Origin of the sequence: Streptococcus plurextorum DSM 22810, assembly GCF_000423745.1 — a bacterium.
Taxonomy (GTDB): domain Bacteria; phylum Bacillota; class Bacilli; order Lactobacillales; family Streptococcaceae; genus Streptococcus; species Streptococcus plurextorum.
Window position 1 is genome coordinate 84,893 of the sequence record NZ_AUIO01000006.1, and the last position, 19,778, is coordinate 104,670.

23 protein-coding genes and 1 pseudogene are annotated in these 19,778 nt (G+C 43.0%); 20 read left to right on the forward strand and 4 right to left on the reverse strand.

Features of this window, described 5'->3' with window-relative positions; genetic code table 11:
• Nucleotides 1–14 precede the first annotated feature (14 nt).
• Nucleotides 15–857 (forward strand): DegV family protein, encoded by an 843-nt coding sequence (locus tag G575_RS0106070; RefSeq protein ID WP_027971947.1) that lies wholly within the window; start codon nucleotides 15–17, stop codon nucleotides 855–857.
• A 424-nt stretch (nucleotides 858–1,281) separates the two neighbouring features.
• On the opposite strand, the gene G575_RS11220 is transcribed toward G575_RS0106070, so the two are convergent.
• Nucleotides 1,282–1,812 (reverse strand): hypothetical protein, encoded by a 531-nt coding sequence (locus G575_RS11220; RefSeq protein WP_051176948.1) that lies wholly within the window; start codon nucleotides 1,810–1,812, stop codon nucleotides 1,282–1,284.
• Nucleotides 1,813–2,237: 425 nt separating this feature from the next.
• On the opposite strand from G575_RS11220, the gene G575_RS0106085 reads away from it, so the two are divergent.
• The 5 genes from G575_RS0106085 (at nucleotide 2,238) to G575_RS0106105 (ending at nucleotide 6,684) form a co-directional block, all read left to right on the forward strand.
• The gene (locus tag G575_RS0106085) at nucleotides 2,238–2,633 is read left to right on the forward strand and encodes a DUF1398 domain-containing protein (protein WP_027971948.1); all 396 of its coding nucleotides are present in this window, start codon (nucleotides 2,238–2,240) and stop codon (nucleotides 2,631–2,633) included.
• Nucleotides 2,634–3,011: 378 nt separating this feature from the next.
• Entirely contained in the window at nucleotides 3,012–3,929 is a 918-nt protein-coding gene (gene glyQ / locus G575_RS0106090; protein ID WP_002939388.1) for a glycine--tRNA ligase subunit alpha, read from the forward strand.
• Nucleotides 3,929–5,965, forward strand: a complete 2,037-nt coding sequence (gene glyS, locus G575_RS0106095) for a glycine--tRNA ligase subunit beta (protein WP_027971949.1) — start codon at nucleotides 3,929–3,931, stop codon at nucleotides 5,963–5,965. Before glyQ ends, glyS begins: the two co-directional genes overlap by 1 nt.
• 5 nt (nucleotides 5,966–5,970) lie before the next feature.
• A complete protein-coding gene (locus tag G575_RS0106100) occupies nucleotides 5,971–6,408 on the forward strand; it encodes a hypothetical protein (protein WP_027971950.1) in 438 nt (145 codons plus the stop codon).
• A gap of 18 nt (nucleotides 6,409–6,426) precedes the next feature.
• On the forward strand, nucleotides 6,427–6,684 hold the full coding sequence (locus G575_RS0106105; RefSeq protein ID WP_027971951.1) for a DUF896 family protein: 258 nt from the start codon (nucleotides 6,427–6,429) through the stop codon (nucleotides 6,682–6,684).
• Between the two features lie 34 nt (nucleotides 6,685–6,718).
• Here the strand turns inward: G575_RS0106105 and G575_RS0106110 are convergent, their stop codons facing one another.
• Together G575_RS0106110 and G575_RS0106115 are read right to left on the reverse strand one after the other, a co-directional pair.
• Nucleotides 6,719–7,987, reverse strand: a complete 1,269-nt coding sequence (locus tag G575_RS0106110; protein ID WP_027971952.1) for a replication-associated recombination protein A — start codon at nucleotides 7,985–7,987, stop codon at nucleotides 6,719–6,721.
• Nucleotides 7,988–8,044: 57 nt separating this feature from the next.
• Nucleotides 8,045–8,857 (reverse strand): Cof-type HAD-IIB family hydrolase, encoded by an 813-nt coding sequence (locus tag G575_RS0106115; protein WP_027971953.1) that lies wholly within the window; start codon nucleotides 8,855–8,857, stop codon nucleotides 8,045–8,047.
• A 92-nt stretch (nucleotides 8,858–8,949) separates the two neighbouring features.
• Between G575_RS0106115 and G575_RS0106120 the strand changes: the two genes are divergently transcribed.
• The 14 genes from G575_RS0106120 to G575_RS0106185 all read left to right on the forward strand — a co-directional run bounded on the left by G575_RS0106120 (nucleotide 8,950) and on the right by G575_RS0106185 (nucleotide 19,414).
• Nucleotides 8,950–9,531, forward strand: coding sequence for a hypothetical protein (locus tag G575_RS0106120; protein WP_027971954.1), 582 nt, complete (start codon nucleotides 8,950–8,952; stop codon nucleotides 9,529–9,531).
• A gap of 129 nt (nucleotides 9,532–9,660) precedes the next feature.
• On the forward strand, nucleotides 9,661–11,118 hold the full coding sequence (locus G575_RS0106125) for an NCS2 family permease (RefSeq protein WP_027971955.1): 1,458 nt from the start codon (nucleotides 9,661–9,663) through the stop codon (nucleotides 11,116–11,118).
• A 77-nt stretch (nucleotides 11,119–11,195) separates the two neighbouring features.
• A complete protein-coding gene (tsaE, locus tag G575_RS0106130; RefSeq protein WP_027971956.1) occupies nucleotides 11,196–11,636 on the forward strand; it encodes a tRNA (adenosine(37)-N6)-threonylcarbamoyltransferase complex ATPase subunit type 1 TsaE in 441 nt (146 codons plus the stop codon).
• A complete protein-coding gene (locus G575_RS0106135) occupies nucleotides 11,629–12,150 on the forward strand; it encodes a GNAT family N-acetyltransferase (protein WP_027971957.1) in 522 nt (173 codons plus the stop codon). Before tsaE ends, G575_RS0106135 begins: the two co-directional genes overlap by 8 nt.
• A 10-nt stretch (nucleotides 12,151–12,160) precedes the next feature.
• On the forward strand, nucleotides 12,161–13,252 hold the full coding sequence (lytR, locus tag G575_RS11225) for a glycopolymer--peptidoglycan transferase LytR (protein ID WP_051176951.1): 1,092 nt from the start codon (nucleotides 12,161–12,163) through the stop codon (nucleotides 13,250–13,252).
• A 101-nt stretch (nucleotides 13,253–13,353) separates the two neighbouring features.
• Nucleotides 13,354–13,881 carry a YqeG family HAD IIIA-type phosphatase gene (locus tag G575_RS0106145; protein ID WP_027971958.1) on the forward strand — a complete coding sequence of 176 codons (528 nt, stop codon included), beginning with the start codon at nucleotides 13,354–13,356 and terminating at the stop codon, nucleotides 13,879–13,881.
• Nucleotides 13,881–14,999 carry a ribosome biogenesis GTPase YqeH gene (yqeH, locus tag G575_RS0106150; protein ID WP_027971959.1) on the forward strand — a complete coding sequence of 373 codons (1,119 nt, stop codon included), beginning with the start codon at nucleotides 13,881–13,883 and terminating at the stop codon, nucleotides 14,997–14,999. Before G575_RS0106145 ends, yqeH begins: the two co-directional genes overlap by 1 nt.
• A 26-nt stretch (nucleotides 15,000–15,025) precedes the next feature.
• Complete coding sequence (gene yhbY, locus G575_RS0106155; protein WP_027971960.1) at nucleotides 15,026–15,346, forward strand: ribosome assembly RNA-binding protein YhbY; 321 nt, start codon at nucleotides 15,026–15,028, stop codon at nucleotides 15,344–15,346.
• 8 nt (nucleotides 15,347–15,354) lie between these two features.
• Nucleotides 15,355–15,987 carry a nicotinate-nucleotide adenylyltransferase gene (locus G575_RS0106160; protein WP_027971961.1) on the forward strand — a complete coding sequence of 211 codons (633 nt, stop codon included), beginning with the start codon at nucleotides 15,355–15,357 and terminating at the stop codon, nucleotides 15,985–15,987.
• A complete protein-coding gene (gene yqeK, locus G575_RS0106165) occupies nucleotides 15,984–16,571 on the forward strand; it encodes a bis(5'-nucleosyl)-tetraphosphatase (symmetrical) YqeK (RefSeq protein ID WP_027971962.1) in 588 nt (195 codons plus the stop codon). The genes G575_RS0106160 and yqeK overlap by 4 nt, the downstream gene beginning before the upstream one ends.
• Nucleotides 16,568–17,080 carry a cysteine hydrolase family protein gene (locus G575_RS0106170; protein ID WP_027971963.1) on the forward strand — a complete coding sequence of 171 codons (513 nt, stop codon included), beginning with the start codon at nucleotides 16,568–16,570 and terminating at the stop codon, nucleotides 17,078–17,080. The genes yqeK and G575_RS0106170 overlap by 4 nt, the downstream gene beginning before the upstream one ends.
• On the forward strand, nucleotides 17,081–17,428 hold the full coding sequence (rsfS, locus tag G575_RS0106175; RefSeq protein ID WP_027971964.1) for a ribosome silencing factor: 348 nt from the start codon (nucleotides 17,081–17,083) through the stop codon (nucleotides 17,426–17,428). It begins immediately after the preceding gene.
• Nucleotides 17,429–17,513: 85 nt separating this feature from the next.
• Nucleotides 17,514–18,251: a class I SAM-dependent DNA methyltransferase gene (locus G575_RS0106180; protein ID WP_027971965.1), complete on the forward strand. Its 738-nt coding sequence runs from the start codon at nucleotides 17,514–17,516 to the stop codon at nucleotides 18,249–18,251.
• 65 nt (nucleotides 18,252–18,316) lie between these two features.
• On the forward strand, nucleotides 18,317–19,414 hold the full coding sequence (locus G575_RS0106185; RefSeq protein WP_027971966.1) for a nucleotidyltransferase: 1,098 nt from the start codon (nucleotides 18,317–18,319) through the stop codon (nucleotides 19,412–19,414).
• Between the two features lie 156 nt (nucleotides 19,415–19,570).
• On the opposite strand, the pseudogene G575_RS11930 reads toward G575_RS0106185, so the two are convergent.
• A pseudogene (locus G575_RS11930) lies at nucleotides 19,571–19,729 on the reverse strand (IS30 family transposase); the annotation flags it as partial.
• Between the last annotated feature and the right edge of the window lie 49 nt (nucleotides 19,730–19,778).

Sequence of the window (19,778 nt, forward strand, 5' to 3'; positions counted from 1 at the left end):
TCAGGAGATTTCATATGATGTGGAAAATTGTGGCCGATTCCGGTTGTGATTATAAGGAATTACAAAATTTAGCGCCAAAGACAGCATTTGAGAGTGTGCCACTAACGATTCAAGTTGGGACATCTGTTTATGTCGATGATAGTGGTTTGGATATCGATGATATGATGTCTAATATGTATGCGTCATCTGCAGCAGCCAGTTCGGCTTGTCCAAGTCCTGATGCTTACACTAGAGCGTTTGAGGGTGCTGGAAATGTCATCGTCTTTACGATTACAGGTGGCTTATCAGGCAGTTACAACAGTGCGCGTGTAGCTAAAGAAATGTTCTTGGAAGAGCATCCGAATGTCAATATTCACATCGTAGACAGTTTGTCAGCAGGAGGCGAGATTGATTTACTGGTCAATCATGCCAATGATCTCATTGCGGCAGGTTTGGATTTTGATCAAGTTGTAAAAGGTATAACAGATTATCAAGCAAAAACCAAGCTTATTTTTATCCTGGCAAAGGTTGATAACCTTGTCAAAAATGGTCGTTTGAGTAAATTGCTTGGTAAAGTTGTTGGGCTTCTCAATATTCGAATGGTCGGTGAGGCAAGTAGCGAAGGGAAGCTAGAGCTGCTTCAAAAGCCTAGGGGGCAGAAGAAAGCTGTTGTTGCAACGGTTGAAGAGATGCTAAAAGCGGGTTACCAAGGTGGTAAGGCTATTATTGCTCATCGTAATAATGACAAAATTTGTCAACAAATTAGAGAAGCTTTACAAGAGAAGTTTCCCAGCGCAGAGGTAGTTGCGATTCCAACATCAGGTTTATGCTCTTTTTATGCAGAAGAAGGGGGCGTATTGATGGGGTACGAAATCTAATCAAGCAAAAGCCCGTTGGGGCTTTTTGTTTGAAGAAAAATGCCATTTAGATACTTTTCTTAAGTGGTACGGGCGGTATAGACGCTCTCCAGAATACCTTGTCTTGTTTGAGAGTTTAGAGTCTAAAAATTCCGATTAGACTAACAAGCAGTTTAGGTGTTACTTCTATGGCAGGGAAAAGTATCTGCCGGCTCGGTAAACCGGAAACCAACTGTCAAGCTAACAGGGGGGTCCAACTTGTTTAAGGAGAAAAATCCCGCTAGGCTTTTGTTAATGAAAAGAGATAGGGCAAAAAACTAAAAATTACTTGCACCGATTTACATGGGAGTAATTAAAAATAGCTTAGAACCAACGTTTCTGATGACGTTATTCTAAGCTGTTTTCTATTTTTTAGACTTTGTGTCCAGCCTTGTGCAAGAAAGCATTATTGTTGACTGGCAGTTGTTGCTCCGTAGTAGTAGACTTGGATGGCTTCGTTGACCACGTCTAGGCGAGCTTGAAGTTCTGCTTTCTTGGTTTGATTGCTAACAAGATCAATGGCAGCTTGTGCAACTTCTGCGTTGTAAGGGACTTGATACCCTTCGGCATTAGCAACGGCAGTTTCTGCAGCAGCTTGGTTTTCTAATTCTACAGCTACAGCATCAAGTCGTGTTTGAAATTCTGTTTTTTTCGTTTCATCGGTTAAAGCATTAACTTGTTCCTGGATTGTCGCTAAGTCTTCGGCTGCTGGAGTTTTCTCTAATTCTGCGATTGCAGCCTCTAAATCAATGATTTGCTGTTCTTCTTCAGAGATAGTTTTTTCTGTCGTGCTACTGCTAGATACCGTGGTTTTTTGGCTAGTGGTTGATGTCTGTGCCCCAAAGTTACGTCCAAAGGTAAGGTATAGACCGCTAATTAACGCTAGGGTAACGAGGCTTAGAAATAGATAAGTGTATTCGTTTTTAGGTGTTTTCATAATGTATCCTTATAAAAAAATATTCCCTTTCTATTATATATTAAAATTAAAAAAGTTCAAGGATTTTCAAGGTATCGTAACGGTACAAAGAGCAGACTAGCTTCTGCTATATCCTTCTAGACAAATGCTGATTTTTCTGCTAAAATACTAAGCATGAAAGAAGGTTGTTTCAAATGCCTGTCTAGCGAGTTTGGGAGAGTGAAAGCCAAGCCAGTCTTGAAATAATTGGCACTTTCCTAGTCGTGACCATGTCCGACTGCTTATCAATCATACAAATGAAGTCATAAATTAGGGTGGAACCGCGTTCTCAACGCCCCTATGTCTGCGGACAGGGGAGGAGAATGTGGTTCTTTTTGCCTGCCGACCGAGTATTTCTTGCTTTGCATCAAAGGATGTGAGGCAATTACTACAAAGAAAGGAGGCAAATGTTTACTTTAGAAAACATTAATCACGGGCATGAACAGTTTACAGGGCCTGATTTTCCCAAGCTGATTGCCTATTTTAAGGGCTTGGGAATGGTGGAAAATACGGTGGATATCCAGTCTGGCCAGGTTGTATATCGTTCGAAGGCAGGTCAAACTCTGGAAAAGCAGGGCTATCAAGCGATGGTGCCTGTTTCGGACCGAGTTAATCTGGACAAGTTTGTGACTATCTTACGCAATCACCAGGCTGGTCAAACAGATTTTCTAACCTTCAGTCAAGAAACAGCAGAAGCAGGCATTTACAAGTGGGTCATCGACCTCGAAGCCCTGACCTGTTCCTATCTGGACAAGGCAGAGCAAGCTGTTTTTGTGGAAACCATACCGAGTGTGGAAAATTAGAAATTTAGCAATGTAAGTAGAAAGAGGATGTTATGTCAAAGAAACTTACATTTCACAGCGTCAGTGGCATAGTCTCCTTTCAGTCGAATTGCCACACGCTCATTGCTAGGGCGACTGAGCTAGACGCTGTACTAGTTCGCCTTTCCTAGCGGTATCGGCTAGGAAGGCTCATGTCGCAAGAACATTTAAAATAGAAAGAGGATATTATGTCAAAAAAGTTGACTTTTCACTTGGTCAAGGTTTCTAAAATCTGACGCTTTAAGAAACCAACGGCAATCGCTATAGCGACTTGCCTAGACCAAGTACTAGTTTCACTCCTTAAAAAATATCGTTTTAAGGAGTGAAACGTCGCACAGCTATTCATAGAAAGAGGATGTTATGTCAAAGAAACTTACATTTCAAGAGATTATCTTAACCTTACAACAATTTTGGAATGAGCAGGGGTGCTTGCTCATGCAGGCTTACGATACGGAAAAGGGTGCGGGGACAATGAGCCCCTACACTTTCTTGCGTGCGATCGGTCCTGAGCCTTGGAATGCGGCATATGTTGAGCCAAGTCGTCGTCCTGCGGATGGTCGTTACGGGGAAAATCCAAACCGTCTCTATCAGCACCACCAATTCCAAGTGGTGATGAAGCCGTCGCCTTCTAATATCCAAGAACTCTACTTGGAGTCTTTGGAGCGTTTGGGCATCAATCCTTTGGAACATGATATCCGTTTCGTTGAGGATAACTGGGAAAACCCGTCAACAGGCTCAGCTGGTCTGGGCTGGGAAGTCTGGTTGGACGGTATGGAAATCACGCAGTTTACCTACTTCCAACAAGTCGGTGGCTTGGCAACAGGTCCTGTCACAGCCGAAGTAACTTATGGTTTGGAACGTTTGGCTTCTTACATCCAAGAAGTTGACTCCGTTTACGATATTGAGTGGGCAGACGGCGTTAAATATGGCGAAATTTTTATCCAGCCAGAGTATGAGCATTCAAAATACTCCTTTGAAGTATCAGACCAGGATATGCTTCTCGAAAACTTCACCAAGTTTGAAAAAGAAGCAGAGCGGGCTTTGGAAGAGGGCTTGGTTCACCCAGCCTTTGACTATGTGCTCAAATGTTCTCATACCTTCAACCTGTTGGATGCCCGTGGAGCTGTGTCTGTAACTGAGCGTGCAGGCTACATTGCCCGTATCCGTAACCTTGCCCGTGTCGTTGCCAAAACCTTTGTGGCAGAGCGTAAGAAACTCGGCTTCCCACTCTTAGATGAAGCAACGCGAGCAGAATTGTTGAAGGAGGATGCAGAATAATGACAAAGAATTTACTTGTTGAACTTGGCTTGGAAGAAATTCCTGCCTACATCGTAACCCCAGCTATGCACCAGTTGCGTGACCGCATGGCAACTTTTTTGACAGACAACCGTTTGGCCTTTGACAGTATGGATGTCTTTTCAACGCCACGCCGTTTGGCTGTTCGTGTGCGTGGTTTGGCAGACCAGCAGACAAACCTGACCGAAGATTTCAAGGGTCCTGCTAAGAAGATTGCCTTGGACGCAGACGGGAACTTCACCAAGGCGGCAGAAGGCTTTGTCCGTGGCAAAGGCTTGACGACAGCCGACATCGAATTCCGCGAGATCAAGGGTGAAGAGTATGTCTACGTGACCAAACACGAAGCTGGTCAGCCAGCTAAGGCAGTCTTGGCGGGCATTCCAGAGGTCTTGAAGGCTATGACCTTCCCAGTCAGCATGAACTGGGCCTCCAACAAATTTGCCTACATTCGCCCTGTCCACACCTTGACCGTTCTCTTGGACGATGAGGCATTGGATATGGATTTCTTGGACATTTCGTCAGCTCGCGTCAGCCGTGGTCATCGTTTCCTTGGAAATGAAACCGAGATTGCAAGTGCAGATTCTTACGAGGCAGACTTGCGTGCACAGTTTGTCATTACAGACCCCGCAGAGCGTCAACATATGATCGTTGAGCAAATCAAGTCTATCGAGGACAAACACAATGTGACCGTTGAGATTGACCAAGACCTGCTCAATGAAGTTCTTAACTTGGTCGAGTACCCAACTGCCTTCATGGGCTCCTTTGACACCAAGTACCTGGAAGTACCGGAAGAAGTCTTAGTCACTTCTATGAAAAATCACCAACGTTACTTCGTGGTGCGTGATAAATCTGGCAAACTCTTGCCAAACTTCATCTCCGTCCGCAACGGTAACGACCAGCACATTGACAATGTCATCAAGGGAAATGAAAAAGTCTTAGTGGCCCGTTTGGAAGACGGTGAGTTCTTCTGGCGTGAGGACCAAAAACTCAAGATTGCTGACTTGGTAGAACGCCTCAAAGTCGTGACCTTCCATGAGAAAATCGGCTCACTGTACGAGCACATGGAACGTACCAAGGTTATCGCAGAAAAACTGGCTGACTTGGCTGGCTTGTCTGCGGACGAAAAAGCAGATGTGGCACGTGCGGCGGACATTTACAAGTTTGACCTCTTGACAGGCATGGTCGGCGAGTTTGACGAATTGCAAGGGATTATGGGTGAGAAGTATGCCCTTCTTGCAGGGGAAAAACCTGCGGTGGCAGCAGCAATCCGTGAGCATTACCTGCCAAACTCAGCAGAAGGCGAATTGCCTGAAAGCAAGGTCGGTGCGGTCTTGGCACTGGCTGACAAATTCGACACCCTTCTATCTTTCTTCTCAGTTGGCTTGATTCCTTCTGGCTCAAACGACCCTTACGCTCTACGTCGTGCGACACAGGGTATCGTGCGGATCTTGGAAGCCTTTGGTTGGGAAATTCCATTGGATCAGTTGATTGCGGAACTCTACAGCTTGAACTTTGCTAGCTTGACTTATGACAACCAGCCAGCTGTGATGGACTTTATCCGTGCCCGTGTAGAGAAGATGATGGACAAGGCCGTTCCGAAAGACATCCGTGAGGCTGTGCTGGCTAGCTCAACCTTTGTGGTCAGACTGCAACTGGCAGCCAGCTCTGCTATTTTCCAAAAATCAAAAGAGTCTGACTACAAGGAAGCCGTGGAAAACTTGTCGCGGGTCTTCAACTTGGCTGAAAAGGCGGAGGCGACTGCGATTGACGAGGCCCTCTTCGAAAACGACCAGGAGAAAGCACTTGCTGCAGCAGTATCTAGCTTGGAGTTGACAGAAGACATGGCGGGCAACTTGGACAAGCTCTTTGCTCTCAGTCCAGTCATCGCAGCCTTCTTCGACAATACCATGGTCATGGCAGATGGCTTAGCTATCCGCAACAACCGCTTGGCACTTTTGAAAGCTTTGGCAGACAAGGCAGCTGTAGTAGCTGTTTTCAATCTCTTGAATAGTAAGTAGGTAGTATGTCTCTTTTCAGAATTATAGAGTTGTATGTTATCATTCCTTTGCAAGCTTTGGTGATGATTGCTTTTATAGTATTCCTTTTTCGTTGGATGTGGCGAACATCTAAGATAGAAAAGGGTAATGCTAAACCTGCTATTCGCAAAAAGTGCAAACAGAAACTTTGTACTGCTGAAACGCAAGGGCATTTTATGAGGCAACTACGTTTTAAGAAGAATTATGTCTATGTTTATGCTTATGATGTGGATGGAAAAACCTATGAAATTTATGATGTTATAATTTATAGGATAGGTGAAGTTATTAAGTTAGGTCCAATTCCGGTTAGTTATACAGGCAAAAGACAATTAGAGAATGTTGATGTGGTGAGAATTGCCTATAATCCTCTGATGCCCCAGGAAGCGTATTTACCGGACAATCAAGGGAAGTGGACCGTGTTTTAAGAGATAAAAGGAGTTATTATGGAACAAGCAAAAATTGATCGTATCAATGAACTGGCCCGCAAGAAAAAAGCAGAAGGCTTGACAGAAGAGGAGTTGCAGGAGCAGGCGGCTCTTCGTGAGGAATACATCGAGGGCTACCGCCGTAGTGTGCGTGCCCATGTCGAAGGCATCAAGATTGTCGATGAGGACGGCAACGATGTGACCCCAGAGAAACTCCGTCAAGTCCAACGTGAGAAAGGCTTGCACGGGCGTAGTCTGGATGATCCAGAGTCTTAAATTAATGAAAAAATCCCCATCTGGGGATTTTTTGCTATGTTGATAACTTGTCGATGTTAGCCTTGTTGGCTGCTAGAGCCCGTTCGTATTTACCAGTATCATTTGCTTGGAAGTAGTTGGCGTGAATTAGTTTGTCAGGTAGGTACTGTTGTTTGACCCATTTTTGGGGATAGGCATGGGGGTAGAGGTAGTCAACAGCGTTGCCAAGTTCTTTACTGCCACTATAATGCCCGTCGCGTAAATGTTTTGGAATTGGAAGAGTGCCTGATGTGCGCAAATCTTCAAGAGCTGCGTTCATTGCTAAATAAGCAGAATTGGATTTTGGGGATAGGGCTAAGTCGATGACAACATTAGCGATGAGGATACGAGCCTCGGGGAATCCAATTTTTTGTGCGGCCTCCATTGCGGTGACGGTATGGATTTGAGCTTCTGGATTGGCAAGTCCAATATCTTCATAGGCAATAATCATCAAACGACGAGCGAGGCTGGCTAAATCCCCTGCTTCCACTAAGCGTGCGGCATAGTGAAGAGAAGCATTAACATCTGACCCCCTAATGGATTTTTGCAGAGCAGAAAGGACGTCGTAATGACCGTCTCCATCCTTATCCATGGTAATATAACTACGCTGTAGACTATTTTCTAGAATATCAAGGGTGATGTGTTTGCTACCATCTTCTTGGTGTGGTGTTGACATGATCGCTAGGTCTAATGAATGGTAAGCAGAACGTAAATCACCATTGGTGGCGGTAGCGATAAAATCTAAGGCATCAGCATCCAACTGGATATCAAAAGGAAATCCACGATCTTTGTCAGAGATGGCGCGTAAGACAGCTTCCTTAATATCGTCATTAGAGAGAGGGAATAACTCAAAAATTTGAACACGGCTACGAATGGCTGGTGTGACGGAAAAAAATGGATTCTCTGTCGTGGCGCCAATCATGATAATTTTACCGTTTTCTAAGAGAGGTAGGAGAAAATCCTGTTTAGGTTTATCCAGACGGTGAATCTCATCTAGGAGCAAGACCAGCCCACCAGAAAATTTGGCCTCTTCGGCAATCTCTTGCAGGCGCTTCTTGCTATCGACGGTAGCATTGAAAGTGCGAAAGGCCCACTGTGTTGTTCCTGCGATAGCGCTAGCGATTGAGGTTTTTCCGATTCCTGGAGGGCCGTAGAGAATCATAGACGACAATCTATTGGCTTCGACCATACGGCGGATGATTTTTCCTTGGCCGATGAGATGTTTTTGACCGATGACGTCATGGATGGTTTTTGGGCGCATGCGAAGTGCTAAATGATCAAGCATAAGAAACCTCTTTTCATAGTGAGTTTTATTATCCAAAAAAACACGGTTCTCCGTGTTTTACAAGAAAAGCTCTTCTAGTTTTCGTGCCACGCCATCATCGTCGTTGGTGTAAGCTAATTGTTCGTCTGCGAAGCGAAGAAGCATCGGATTGGCGTTTTTCATAGCATATCCTTTGCTGGCATAAGCTAACATTTCCGTATCGTTGTGCTCATCGCCAAAGGCAATTAACTGATTCTTGTCGCGATTCAGGCTAGTTAATAAATAATCAAGAGCATAGGCTTTGTTAACGCCTTTGGGAGAACATTCTAGGATGTTCATAGGTCCGCCCCAAGAATCAACTTCCATTTCTTCTGAAAAATGTTGGCGTAGATTATCTGCTAAAGCATACTTATCTTTGATACGGGTCTGCAGGAGAATGGCATTGGGATTAGAAGCGACTTTGTCAGCAACTAGGCGCATACTGTCAGTGATCTGCTGAACACCAAACAGCTCAGGTTGGATGGTTTCTGGAAAATCAGTTGTCACAAAGAATTTTTTGCGGTATTCGCTGGCGATGAAATCAGCCTCTATCTGCTCTGCCATGTCCAAAAGCTCCAATAGATATCGCCTGTCAATAGTCACATCGTGTTCAAAATCCCATTTGGTATTAGGGATATGCGTCAACGAACCATTGAAATTGATCATAGGAGTTTCTAGTTTTAATTGTCGGTAATAAGGCAAAGCTGTGCGATAAGGACGGCCTGTCGCGATGATAACCTGATGGCCTTTCTCTTGCACTTTAGTAATGGTTTCCACAGAATAATCAGAGATGGTTTGGTCACTGCGAAGGAGCGTACCGTCCAAATCAATAGCAATAATTTTATTAGTCATAGGCCCATTATATCAAAAAAACGGTTATTATAGTGATACAAACATTGAAAATATGATATAATAGTTAGGAATTTTTGAGAGTGAGACGATAAATGCACCGAGTGATTTTTGGCTATCTAGTAGCTGTTTTTCTAGTAATTAGTATTTTGATTTATCAACCAAGTGTTGAAGGGTTGTTGCCAAATGTGATTATCTCCCTAACGACCTTGCAGTTAGCTCTTATGGCACTGCAAACTAAAAATGGGTTACTTAAGTTAATATCTGTAGTTGGCTGGTTTTTTCTATACCCAATAACCTTCTATCAACTTTTTAGTGTAGCATCTGTTTCTTGGAGTGGTGGATCGATTTGGACGGCAGGTGATTTGCCAAGTTTTTTAACTTACCTAGGGTGCTTGCTTTTTGCTCTGGTAGCAGCAACGACTAGCATGCAATCTTTCATGAGGGTGCTCAAGTTAAAGTCACACACACAGTTGGCCGTTATGCCTATTGCGGCTATCTATGCTAGTTTGACGGTTCATGTGATGCGAACAGCAAATTTAGGTTGGATGGATTTCATCGTCAGTCCCTTGATTTTCTTTCAAAAAGTCTTTGCTAATATGGCAACGATTGACCTTACCTTCTTACTCGGGTTTGCGGCTATTCAAATGATTTTACCTTTGATTTTAAGTGATTGAGATAAAAAGACTCCTTTAGGGAGTTTTTTTCTTTATAAAATTCTTGATATCAGAACTATTTTTTGATATTATATAAACATCGTTCGTAAAATACGATATAAAAATGAAATTTAGGAGAAATTTTGAAAAATGGATAAGTTTTTCAAGTTATCAGAGCATGGGACAAGTTTCCGTAAAGAGGTTACTGCGGGGGTGACAACCTTCTTTGCCATGAGCTATATTCTTTTTGTTAATCCCTCGATCCTTGGTGCGGCAGGGATGCCAACCAAAGCTGTTTTTTTGGCAACCATTATTGCTACGGTAATTTCAACCCTTGTGATGGGCTTATTTGCCAATGTTCCCTATGCCTTGGCGCCTGGGATGGGGCTAAATGCATTCTTTACTTATACAGTGGTTTTAGGGCTTGACTTTTCTTGGCAAGAAGCACTTGCTATGGTATTTATTTGTGGTCTTTTCAATATTTTGATTACAGTAACCAAAGTTCGTAAAAGTATTATCAAGGCCATTCCAGTTAGTCTTCAGCATGCTATTGGTGGGGGGATTGGAGTTTTTGTTGCCTATCTAGGGTTTAAAAATGCCAATCTCATCACTTTCTCAACATCAGGCTCCAATATTGTTGCAGTTAATGGTGTAGCGCCAGCTGACGCGACGGCAGAAACTTTCTCAAATGGTGTCTTTTCGGTCTTTGCTAACGGGGATGTCGTGCCAGCTATTAGCACCTTTACAGAGCCGTCTGTTATTTTAGCTGTGATTGGTCTCTTATTGACCGCAGGACTGGTCATCAAAAATGTTCGTGGAGCGATTCTTATTGGTATCGTAGCGACAACTCTGCTTGGTATTCCGATGGGGGTTGTAGATCTTTCGACGGTTACTTTTTCTAGTAGTCTTGGATCTGATTTTGCTGAGCTAGGAACGACTTTCTTAGCTGCTTTTGATGGCATGAACTCTCTTTTTAGCGATAGTTCTCGTTTGCCACTTGTCCTAATGACGATTTTTGCCTTCTCTCTTTCAGATACCTTTGATACGTTGGGAACGTTTATCGGAACAGGCCGTAAAACAGGTATTTTCTCAGCAGAAGATGAGGCAGCTCTAGAGTCATCGTCAGGTTTCTCTTCTAAAATGGATCGCGCCCTATTTGCGGATGCTATCGGGACCTCAATTGGATCTCTTTTTGGGACATCAAATACGACAACCTATGTCGAGTCAGCTGCGGGTATTGCTGCAGGTGGACGTACGGGTCTTACCGCTGTGTCGACAGCTGTCTTTTTCTTGGCGTCAACCCTCCTGATGCCTATCATTGGTATTGTGCCAGCGGCAGCAACAGCGCCAGCCCTTATTATTGTGGGTGTGATGATGGTATCATCGTTTCTTGATGTTGATTGGCAAAACTTTGAGGAAGCTTTGCCAGCCTTCTTTGCAGCTTTCTTTATGGCTTTGTGTTACTCCATTTCATATGGTATTGCCGCAGCGTTTATTTTCTACTGCTTGGTGAAAGTATCTACTGGTAAGGTTAGAGAGATTCATCCGATTCTTTGGTGTTCAACAATACTGTTTATTCTTAACTTTGTTATTTTAGCGATTATCTAAGACAAAGCCCTTTTGAGGGCTTTTTGAGTGATTGAAAAACCTTGGACGGTTGGGTGATATTCTGTTATAATGAGCATATGTTTCACACAAAAAATGAAAATGAGCTTATTGCGATTGGTCAAAAGTTAGGCAGTCTGCTGGATAAGGGCCATGTTCTTATCTTGACAGGTGACCTAGGTGCAGGGAAAACAACGTTGACTAAGGGTATTGCCAAAGGTTTAGGGATTACACAAATGATCAAAAGCCCGACTTATACCATTGTCAGAGAGTATGAAGGGAGAGTGCCTCTCTATCATTTAGATGTTTATCGTATAGGGGATGATCCTAGTTCGATTGATTTAGATGAATTTTTATACGGCGATGGGGTTGTTGTTATTGAGTGGGGAGAGTTGTTGACTGGCTTGCCGGCCGATTATCTGTCTGTGCGTTTGTCGCACGAGGAGGAAGGGCGTAGCATTGCATTTACAGCTACCGGTCAACAGAGTCGAGCGCTTTTGGAGGATTTTGAGAATGATTGAACAAGAGGTTGTTATCGAGGAAGCGCAGGCGCTTGATGCACAAGGTTTGGCAGAGATTATGAGTTTGGTTCAAGAAGAGTCTGACTTCTTGACGCGTGACAGTGATAGCCCAGATATGACGGTAGAAGAAGCTGGTCTTTTTATTGACAAACAAGCCTCCGCGACAAATGCGATTTGTCTGCTTGCTAAGATTGGGACGACCGTTATTGGTGTTTTGAATGTCTCTGCGGGTAATTTTACACGGATAGACCATATTGGGGAAATTTTTCTAGCTGTTAGAAAAGACTATCAAGGCTATGGTGTGGGGAAGTTTCTCATGGAGGCCTTGATTGACTGGGCCGAAAACACTCCTCACATTCGTAGATTGGAGTTGACCGTACAGGCTAGAAATAGCAAGGCTGTCCACCTTTACAAAAAATACGGATTTGATATTGAAGCCACCAAAAAACGCGGCGCAAAAACAAAAGAAGGAGAATTTCTTGATGTTTATGCGATGGCTAGATTGATAGATTAGGATAATGGCAATGAAAATTTGGAAAAAAATTGCGTTGATGATGGTTGCTATTGTTGTTACGACGATGGCTGCAGCAGGGATTTACGCGAGCACAGCTTTTAAGTTTTCGACTGCGGAATTTGAGAAAACGTTCCAGGAGGTGGAAACGGGCTCTCAGGCCACTTCGGCGGTTGAACATACAGAGCCTTTCTCCATACTTTTGATGGGGGTTGACACAGGTTCGGGTAGTCGTACCGAAACATGGGTGGGAAATAGTGATTCGATGATTTTGGTCACTGTTAATCCTAAGACAAAACGGACTACTCTGACCAGTCTAGAACGCGATATCTTAATGACCCTTGTGGGGCCAGAAACCAACGAGTTGAACGGCGCCCAAGCTAAGTTGAATGCTGCATACGCCGCAGGTCAGGCTCAGATGGCGATCATGACTATTGAACAACTGCTAGATATCAAAATTGATAAGTATATGCAAATCAATATGCAAGGGCTTGTTGAGCTTGTTGATGCTGTAGGAGGGATTACAGTAACAAATCCTTTTGATTTTGATATTTCTATTGAAGAGCAGGAGCCGGAATACACCGCTACAGTGGCTCCAGGGACTCACAAAATTAACGGAGATCAGGCTTTGGTATATGCTCGTATGCGCTACCAGGATCCTGAAGGAGACTATGGTCGACAACGCCGTCAGCGTGAAGTGATTAGTAAAGTTGTCCAAAAACTACTGACGACAGATAGTATCAGTTCTTATAAGAAAGTCATGAAGGCGGTCAGCAACAATATGCAGACCAATATTGCTATCACGGACAAGACAATTCCTAGTTTGCTTGGTTATCGCTCTGCTCTTGGTAAGATTGAAAATTACCAGCTTAGAGGAGAAGATGCTACCTTAGACGACGGGGGCTCTTATCAAATCGTGACAAGAGATCATTTACTAGAAATTCAAAATCAGATTAAGTCAGAACTTGGTTTGCCGACTTTAGAGACTTTGGCTTCGACAAATGCGGTTCTCTTTGAGGATTTATATGGCTATAGTCCAGAGACCTATTACCCTGACGAAAACGCTTCTGAAACGACCACGGAATCAGAAACCGTACAAGAATAATCAGACAAAGGAGCCTAGTGCTCTTTTTTCTAACCTTATTCCCCCAAAAATAAGGCAAATATGCTATAATGAAAAATGATATTATAAAATTTGGAGAAAATATGAGTTTAGACGACTATTTGCCCACCTACGTGGTAGAGGCTGTTTATGATGTGAAACCTGAAATGTTTCGTGAGCAAGGTATTCGAGCGGTTTTAGTGGATTTAGACAACACCTTAATTGCTTGGAATAATCCTGATGGTACGCCGGAATTACGTGAATGGCTTGACGACATGACCAGGGCAGATATTCCAGTTGTTGTTGTCTCAAATAATAAATATAGTCGTGTAGAACGAGCTGTCGAACCTTTTGGTGTCGACTTTATCAGTCGAGCTATGAAACCATTTACGCGTGGTATTGATCAGGCGATTGCGCGCTATGGTTTTAATCGCGAAGAGGTTGTCATGGTTGGCGACCAATTGATGACAGATATTCGAGCAGCGCACCGAGCGGGCATCAAATCAATTTTAGTCAAACCCCTAGTCACGTCAGATGCTTGGAATACTAAGTTCAATCGCTGGCGCGAGCGTCGTGTCATGGCTAAACTCCAAGAAAAACATGGAAAAATAACCTATCAAAAAGGAATTTAATGGAAGAATTATTTTGCATTGGCTGTGGAGCCAAAATTCAAACTACAGATAAAGAAAAAGTGGGCTACACCCCAAAATCTAGTGTTGACAAAGCTGAGGAGACAGGGGAGCTTTATTGCCAACGTTGTTTTCGCTTGCGCCACTACAATGAAATCGTTGATGTGCATATCACGGATGATGACTTTTTAAAACTGCTCCATGAGGTTGGAGACAGTAATGCTTTAGTTGTTAATGTTGTGGATATTTTTGATTTTAATGGGTCAGTTATTCCTGGATTATCGCGCTTTGTTTCTGGCAATGACGTGCTCTTGGTGGGCAATAAAAAAGACGTGTTGCCTAAGTCTGTCAAGGATGGTAAGGTCACTCAATGGTTGACTGAAAGGGCTCATGAAGAGGGGTTGCGGCCTCTTCATGTGATGCTAACTTCTGCTCAAAATCATCATGCTATCAAAGAATTGATAGAGGGGATTAATCGCTATCGTCAAGGGCGTGATGTCTATGTTGTTGGAGTGACAAATGTTGGGAAATCGACTTTAATTAATGCCATTATCAAAGAAATTACGGGAGATAAGAATGTCATTACCACATCACGCTTCCCGGGAACAACACTTGATAAGATTGAAATTCCGCTTGATGATGGCAGCTATATTTTTGATACACCGGGCATCATCCATCGCCACCAAATGGCGCATTACTTGACAGCTAAAAACCTGAAATATGTCAGTCCCAAAAAGGAAATCAAACCTAAAACCTATCAATTGAACCCTGAACAAACCCTTTTCTTAGGTGGTTTAGGGCGATTTGATTTTATTTCTGGAGACAAACAGGGCTTTACTGCCTATTTTGACAATAATTTGCAACTCCATCGTACTAAATTAGCAGGAGCGGACATCTTTTACGATAAGCATGTAGGCAGTCTTCTGACTCCTCCAATAGGTGAGGAAACCGAAACCTTCCCGAGATTGGTTCGTCATGAATTTACAATTAAAGAAAAAACAGACGTGGTCTTTTCGGGGCTTGGTTGGGTTCGTATCAACGGTAAAAGTGAGCAGCCTACGGTTGTTGCTGCATGGGCACCAGAGGGTGTCGGAGTTGTTGTTCGAAAAGCGTTAATTTAACATAGAATACAGAGAAGGAATAGAATATGTCGCTAACATCAAAACAACGTGCTTTCTTAAAATCAGAGGCGCATTTGCTAAAGCCGATTATCCAAATAGGTAAAAATGGGCTTAACGATCAAATCAAAACAAGTGTTCGTAACGCACTTGATGCGCGTGAACTGATTAAAGTTACCCTTCTTCAAAATACGGAAGAAAATATTCATGATGTGGCGGAAACTTTGGAAGAGGAAATTGGTTGCGATACTGTTTTGAAAATAGGCCGCATTCTTATTCTCTATAAAGAATCAGCTAAAAAAGAAAATCGAAAACTTTCGTTGAAAGTGAAAGCAATCAAACAAAACTAGGAGAAGTTATGGCTCTTGACTTAGTAACCCCTTTTACCAAAGTTGAATTAGAAGAAGAGGTTAGAGACAGCAGTCGTCGCCAAGTGGGGATTTTAGGGGGGAATTTCAACCCTGTTCATAATGCCCATTTATTAGTGGCAGACCAGGTACGTCAGCAATTAGGTCTCGATGAAGTGCTTCTTATGCCGGAATATCAGCCACCACATGTTGACAAAAAAGAAACGATCGATGAAAAACATCGGCTGAACATGCTTTTGCTTGCTATTAACGGCTTGGAAGGTCTTGATATCGAGACAATCGAAATTGATCGTAAAGGCATCAGCTATTCTTACGATACGATGAAACTTTTGATTGAAGCCAACCCTGATACCGATTATTATTTTATCATCGGAGCGGATATGGTGGAGTATTTGCCCAAATGGCATCGTATTGAGGAATTGGTTGATATGGTGCAGTTTGTTGGCGTTCAACGTCCTAAATACAAAGTTGGCACCAGCTATCCTGTTATCTGGGTGGATGTTCCACTTATGGATATCAGCTCAACACTTGTTCGAGAAAGCATCAAAAAGGGCCATAGTCCTAACTTTATGTTGCCTGCTCCTGTTCTTGACTATATTAAGAAAGCAGGGCTCTACCGATGAGTTACTCTGATTATATTGGAATTTCTCGAAATCAACTTTTAGAAAAAATGGCAGAGCTGATGACACCAAAACGGTTGAGACATGTTTTAGGTGTTGAGAAGGCAGCGATTGTTCTGGCAGAGCGCTATGGTTATGATACAGATAAGGCAGGGTTAGCAGGGGTACTCCATGACTATGCCAAGGAATTGCCAGACTCAGAGTTTCTAGACTTGATAGACAAGTATCAGTTGGATTCTGACCTAAAAAACTGGAATAACAATATCTGGCATGGCATGGTAGGTATTTACAAAATCCAAGAGGAACTAGGCTTACGTGATCAGGAAATCTTGCGTGCCATTGAAATCCATACGGTTGGGAGCGCTCAGATGGGCTTGCTTGATAAAATCCTCTACGTAGCAGACTATATCGAGCATAATCGTGACTTTCTTGGTGTGGATAAGGCGAGAGAGCTTGCCGAACAGTCGCTGGATAAGGCTGTCGCTTACGAAACGGCTCATACTGTGACCTATCTTGCTGGTAAAGCGCAGCCTATTTACCCTCAGACGCTAGAAACCTATAATGCATTTGTGAGGTATTTGCCATGACAACAGCTTTATTAGTTATTGATGTGCAAAAAAGTATCGTTGACAGTAAGCCCTATGCCATAACAGAGCGGTTGGAACTCTGGCAAAGAGCGGTTGCTACCTGTAGGCAAAAGGGGATTGAGGTCATCTATGTTCGTCATAATGACGACGAGTTGGTTACTGGTACGACTGGTTGGGAAATTGCCGATGAAATTACACCATTAGCTGGTGAAATGGTCATTGATAAGCGCTACAATTCAGCTTTCAAGGAGACTGGTTTGCAGGCTTATCTTGAGCAGCAAGGGATTGACCAACTTTTTGTGATGGGAATGCTGACGAATTACTGCGTTGATACGACAGTCAAGGTGGCATTTGAGCTGGGGTACAAGATTGCTGTGCTTGAAAATGGCACAACAACTTTTGACGATGACCCTGTCCCTGCTGCGTGGTTGATTGAACATTATGAAAATATCTGGGCAGATCGTTTTGCTGTGGTAGATTTTTTCGACGAACTTATTAAAGAGGATTAGATGAAAAAAGAAGACTTACTAGAACTAGTTGTCCGTGCGGCGGACGAAAAACGGGCAGAAGACATCATTGCTCTTGACTTGGCTGATCTGACCAGCTTGACGGACTACTTTGTCATCTTATCGGCGACTAACAGCCGTCAGCTAGAAGCGATTGCGGATAATATCCGAGAGAAGGTCAAAGCAGCTGGTGGAGACGCTAGTCATGTTGAAGGAAAGGATGGCTGGGTCTTGCTTGATCTCAACGATGTCATTGTGCATATCTTTTCAGAGGATGAGCGTCTACATTACAACTTGGAAAAACTCTGGCACGAAGCCCCTTTGGTGGACGTGTCAGGCTATTTAGCATAACAGATAAACCTTGCTATTTAGCAAGGTTTTTAATAGAGGAAGAAAGGGAAGCGGCAGAGTTTGTGACTAGGTCGCATTTGATATTATGACTAAAAACTACCAAAAGTTTGCTTCGGTCTACGATGCCATCATGGATGACAGCTTATATGATCAGTGGACGGATTTTTCGCTCCGCCATTTCCCTAAAGATAAGAAAACTTTGCTAGAGTTGGCTTGTGGCACGGGGATTCAATCGATTCGGTTTGCCCAAGCGGGCTTTAAAGTGACTGGTCTTGATTTGAGCGCTGACATGTTAACGATTGCTAAAAAGCGTGCAGTATCAGCTAATCAGAAGATTGATTTTGTAGAAGGTAATATGTTGGACTTGTCTCATGTTGGCAAGTTTGATTTAGTGACCTGCTATTCAGACTCGATTTGCTATATGCAAGACGAGGCAGAGGTAGGAGATGTGTTTCGTGAAGTCTTCAATGTTTTAGAAGATGGTGGTGTTTTCATATTTGATGTGCACTCTACTTATCAAACAGACCAGATTTTTCCAGGCTACTCTTATCATGAGAATGCAGATGATTTCGCCATGGTTTGGGATACTTATGCAGATGAAGCTCCGCATTCTGTTGTTCATGAATTAACGTTCTTTATCAAAGATGAGGACGGTCGTTTCACGCGTTTTGATGAGATTCATGAAGAACGTACTTATGAGATTTTGACCTATGATATCCTCTTGGAACAGGCAGGTTTCAAATCTTTTAAGGTTTATGCTGATTTTGAAGATAAGGAGCCTGGAGGAACATCAGCGCGTTTGTTTTTTGTTGTACAGAAATAATTCAGAGAATGGATGAGATTTTGGACTATTAGTAACATAGCAATTTTATAAGTGAAGGAGCTTATATGACCGTTACAGGTATTATTGCCGAATTCAATCCTTTTCATAATGGGCATAAGTATCTATTGTCGCAAGCTGAAGGTTTGAAAGTTGTTGCGATGTCTGGAAACTTCGTCCAAAGAGGGGAGCCGGCGCTAATTGATAAATGGACTAGGGCTGAAATGGCTCTTAAACAAGGGGCGGATATAGTTGTTGAATTGCCTTATCTTGTTGCTGTTCAGTCTGCTGACTATTTTGCTTCTGGTGCGGTTGATATTTTGCATCGGGTGGGTGTTGATACACTGATGTTTGGAACAGAAAAAGATATGGACTATAACCATCTTTCTCGGATTTACAAGGACATGGCGGAACAGATGGACGATTACTTGGACAATCTACCGAAATCGATGACTTATCCGCAAAAAACGCAAAAGATGTGGCAGAAGTTTGCAGGTGTCGAAGTTACAGATGAAACCCCTAATCACAATCTAGGTTTAGCCTATGCGAAAGCGTGCTCTCGCAAAGAGATAGTTCTTCGAGCGATAAAGAGGATTGGTGCAGGTTTTCATTCCGAGGAAAAAGAAGAGATTGCCTCTGCGACAGCAATAAGAAAACATCTAGCCGATGCTGAGTTTGTTGTAGGTGTTACCCCAGAGCCTAATTTAATCTTACGCTCCCCTCGGGTTTCGTGGCAAGATTTTTTCCCTTTGCTGCGTTACCAAATCATGACCAACAAGGATCTAACTCAAATCTTCCAAGTCAACGAAGAAATTGCCAATCGTCTTCGCCAATCTATTGATAAAGCTAGAAATATAGAAGAATTGGTTGGTATAGTTGCGACAAAAAGATATACAAAGGCAAGAATTCGTCGGCTTCTTTGTCATATACTTGTCCAAGCGGCAGAGCGAGAAATGCCGCTAGGAATCCATGTATTAGGTTTTTCTCAAATAGGTCAAGAACACCTAGGTAAGGTAAAAAAACAAGTGCCACTAGTAACGCGCATAGGACGAGAATCGTGGGACATAACAACAGAGAAGGCAGATCGCATTTATTGTCTCGGAAATCCTGATATGCCAGAGCAAACTATTGGTCGTAAACCTATTGTTCTTGCTGACAAAAACTGAAGGTTACAGAAAATAAACCAACCTTCTTCAAAACTTTTTCGCACGTTGTCAAGTCAAGTGCAACAAGTTCATTGATAACTAGAGTTCCATAGGTTAAGCTGTTTGGGCTAGCCCAAGCAGAAATTTCGAGGATTGGTATTGAAGAAGTCGTTTGGGGCGCTCATTGATACACTCTGGACGTTCTTCGATAGACTTACCTAAAGTCTTCCGATTCGTCTTCGTGACTTTCTTAGAACGTTTTCTGATACTAACCATCTGAGGCAGATCGATTGGTTTAATAGCTAACAGCCCTTCTTTGATATAACGATAAATCGTTACGGATTTTAGCTTTCAAGGCATCTCCTAATTGTTTAATGAACCTAGC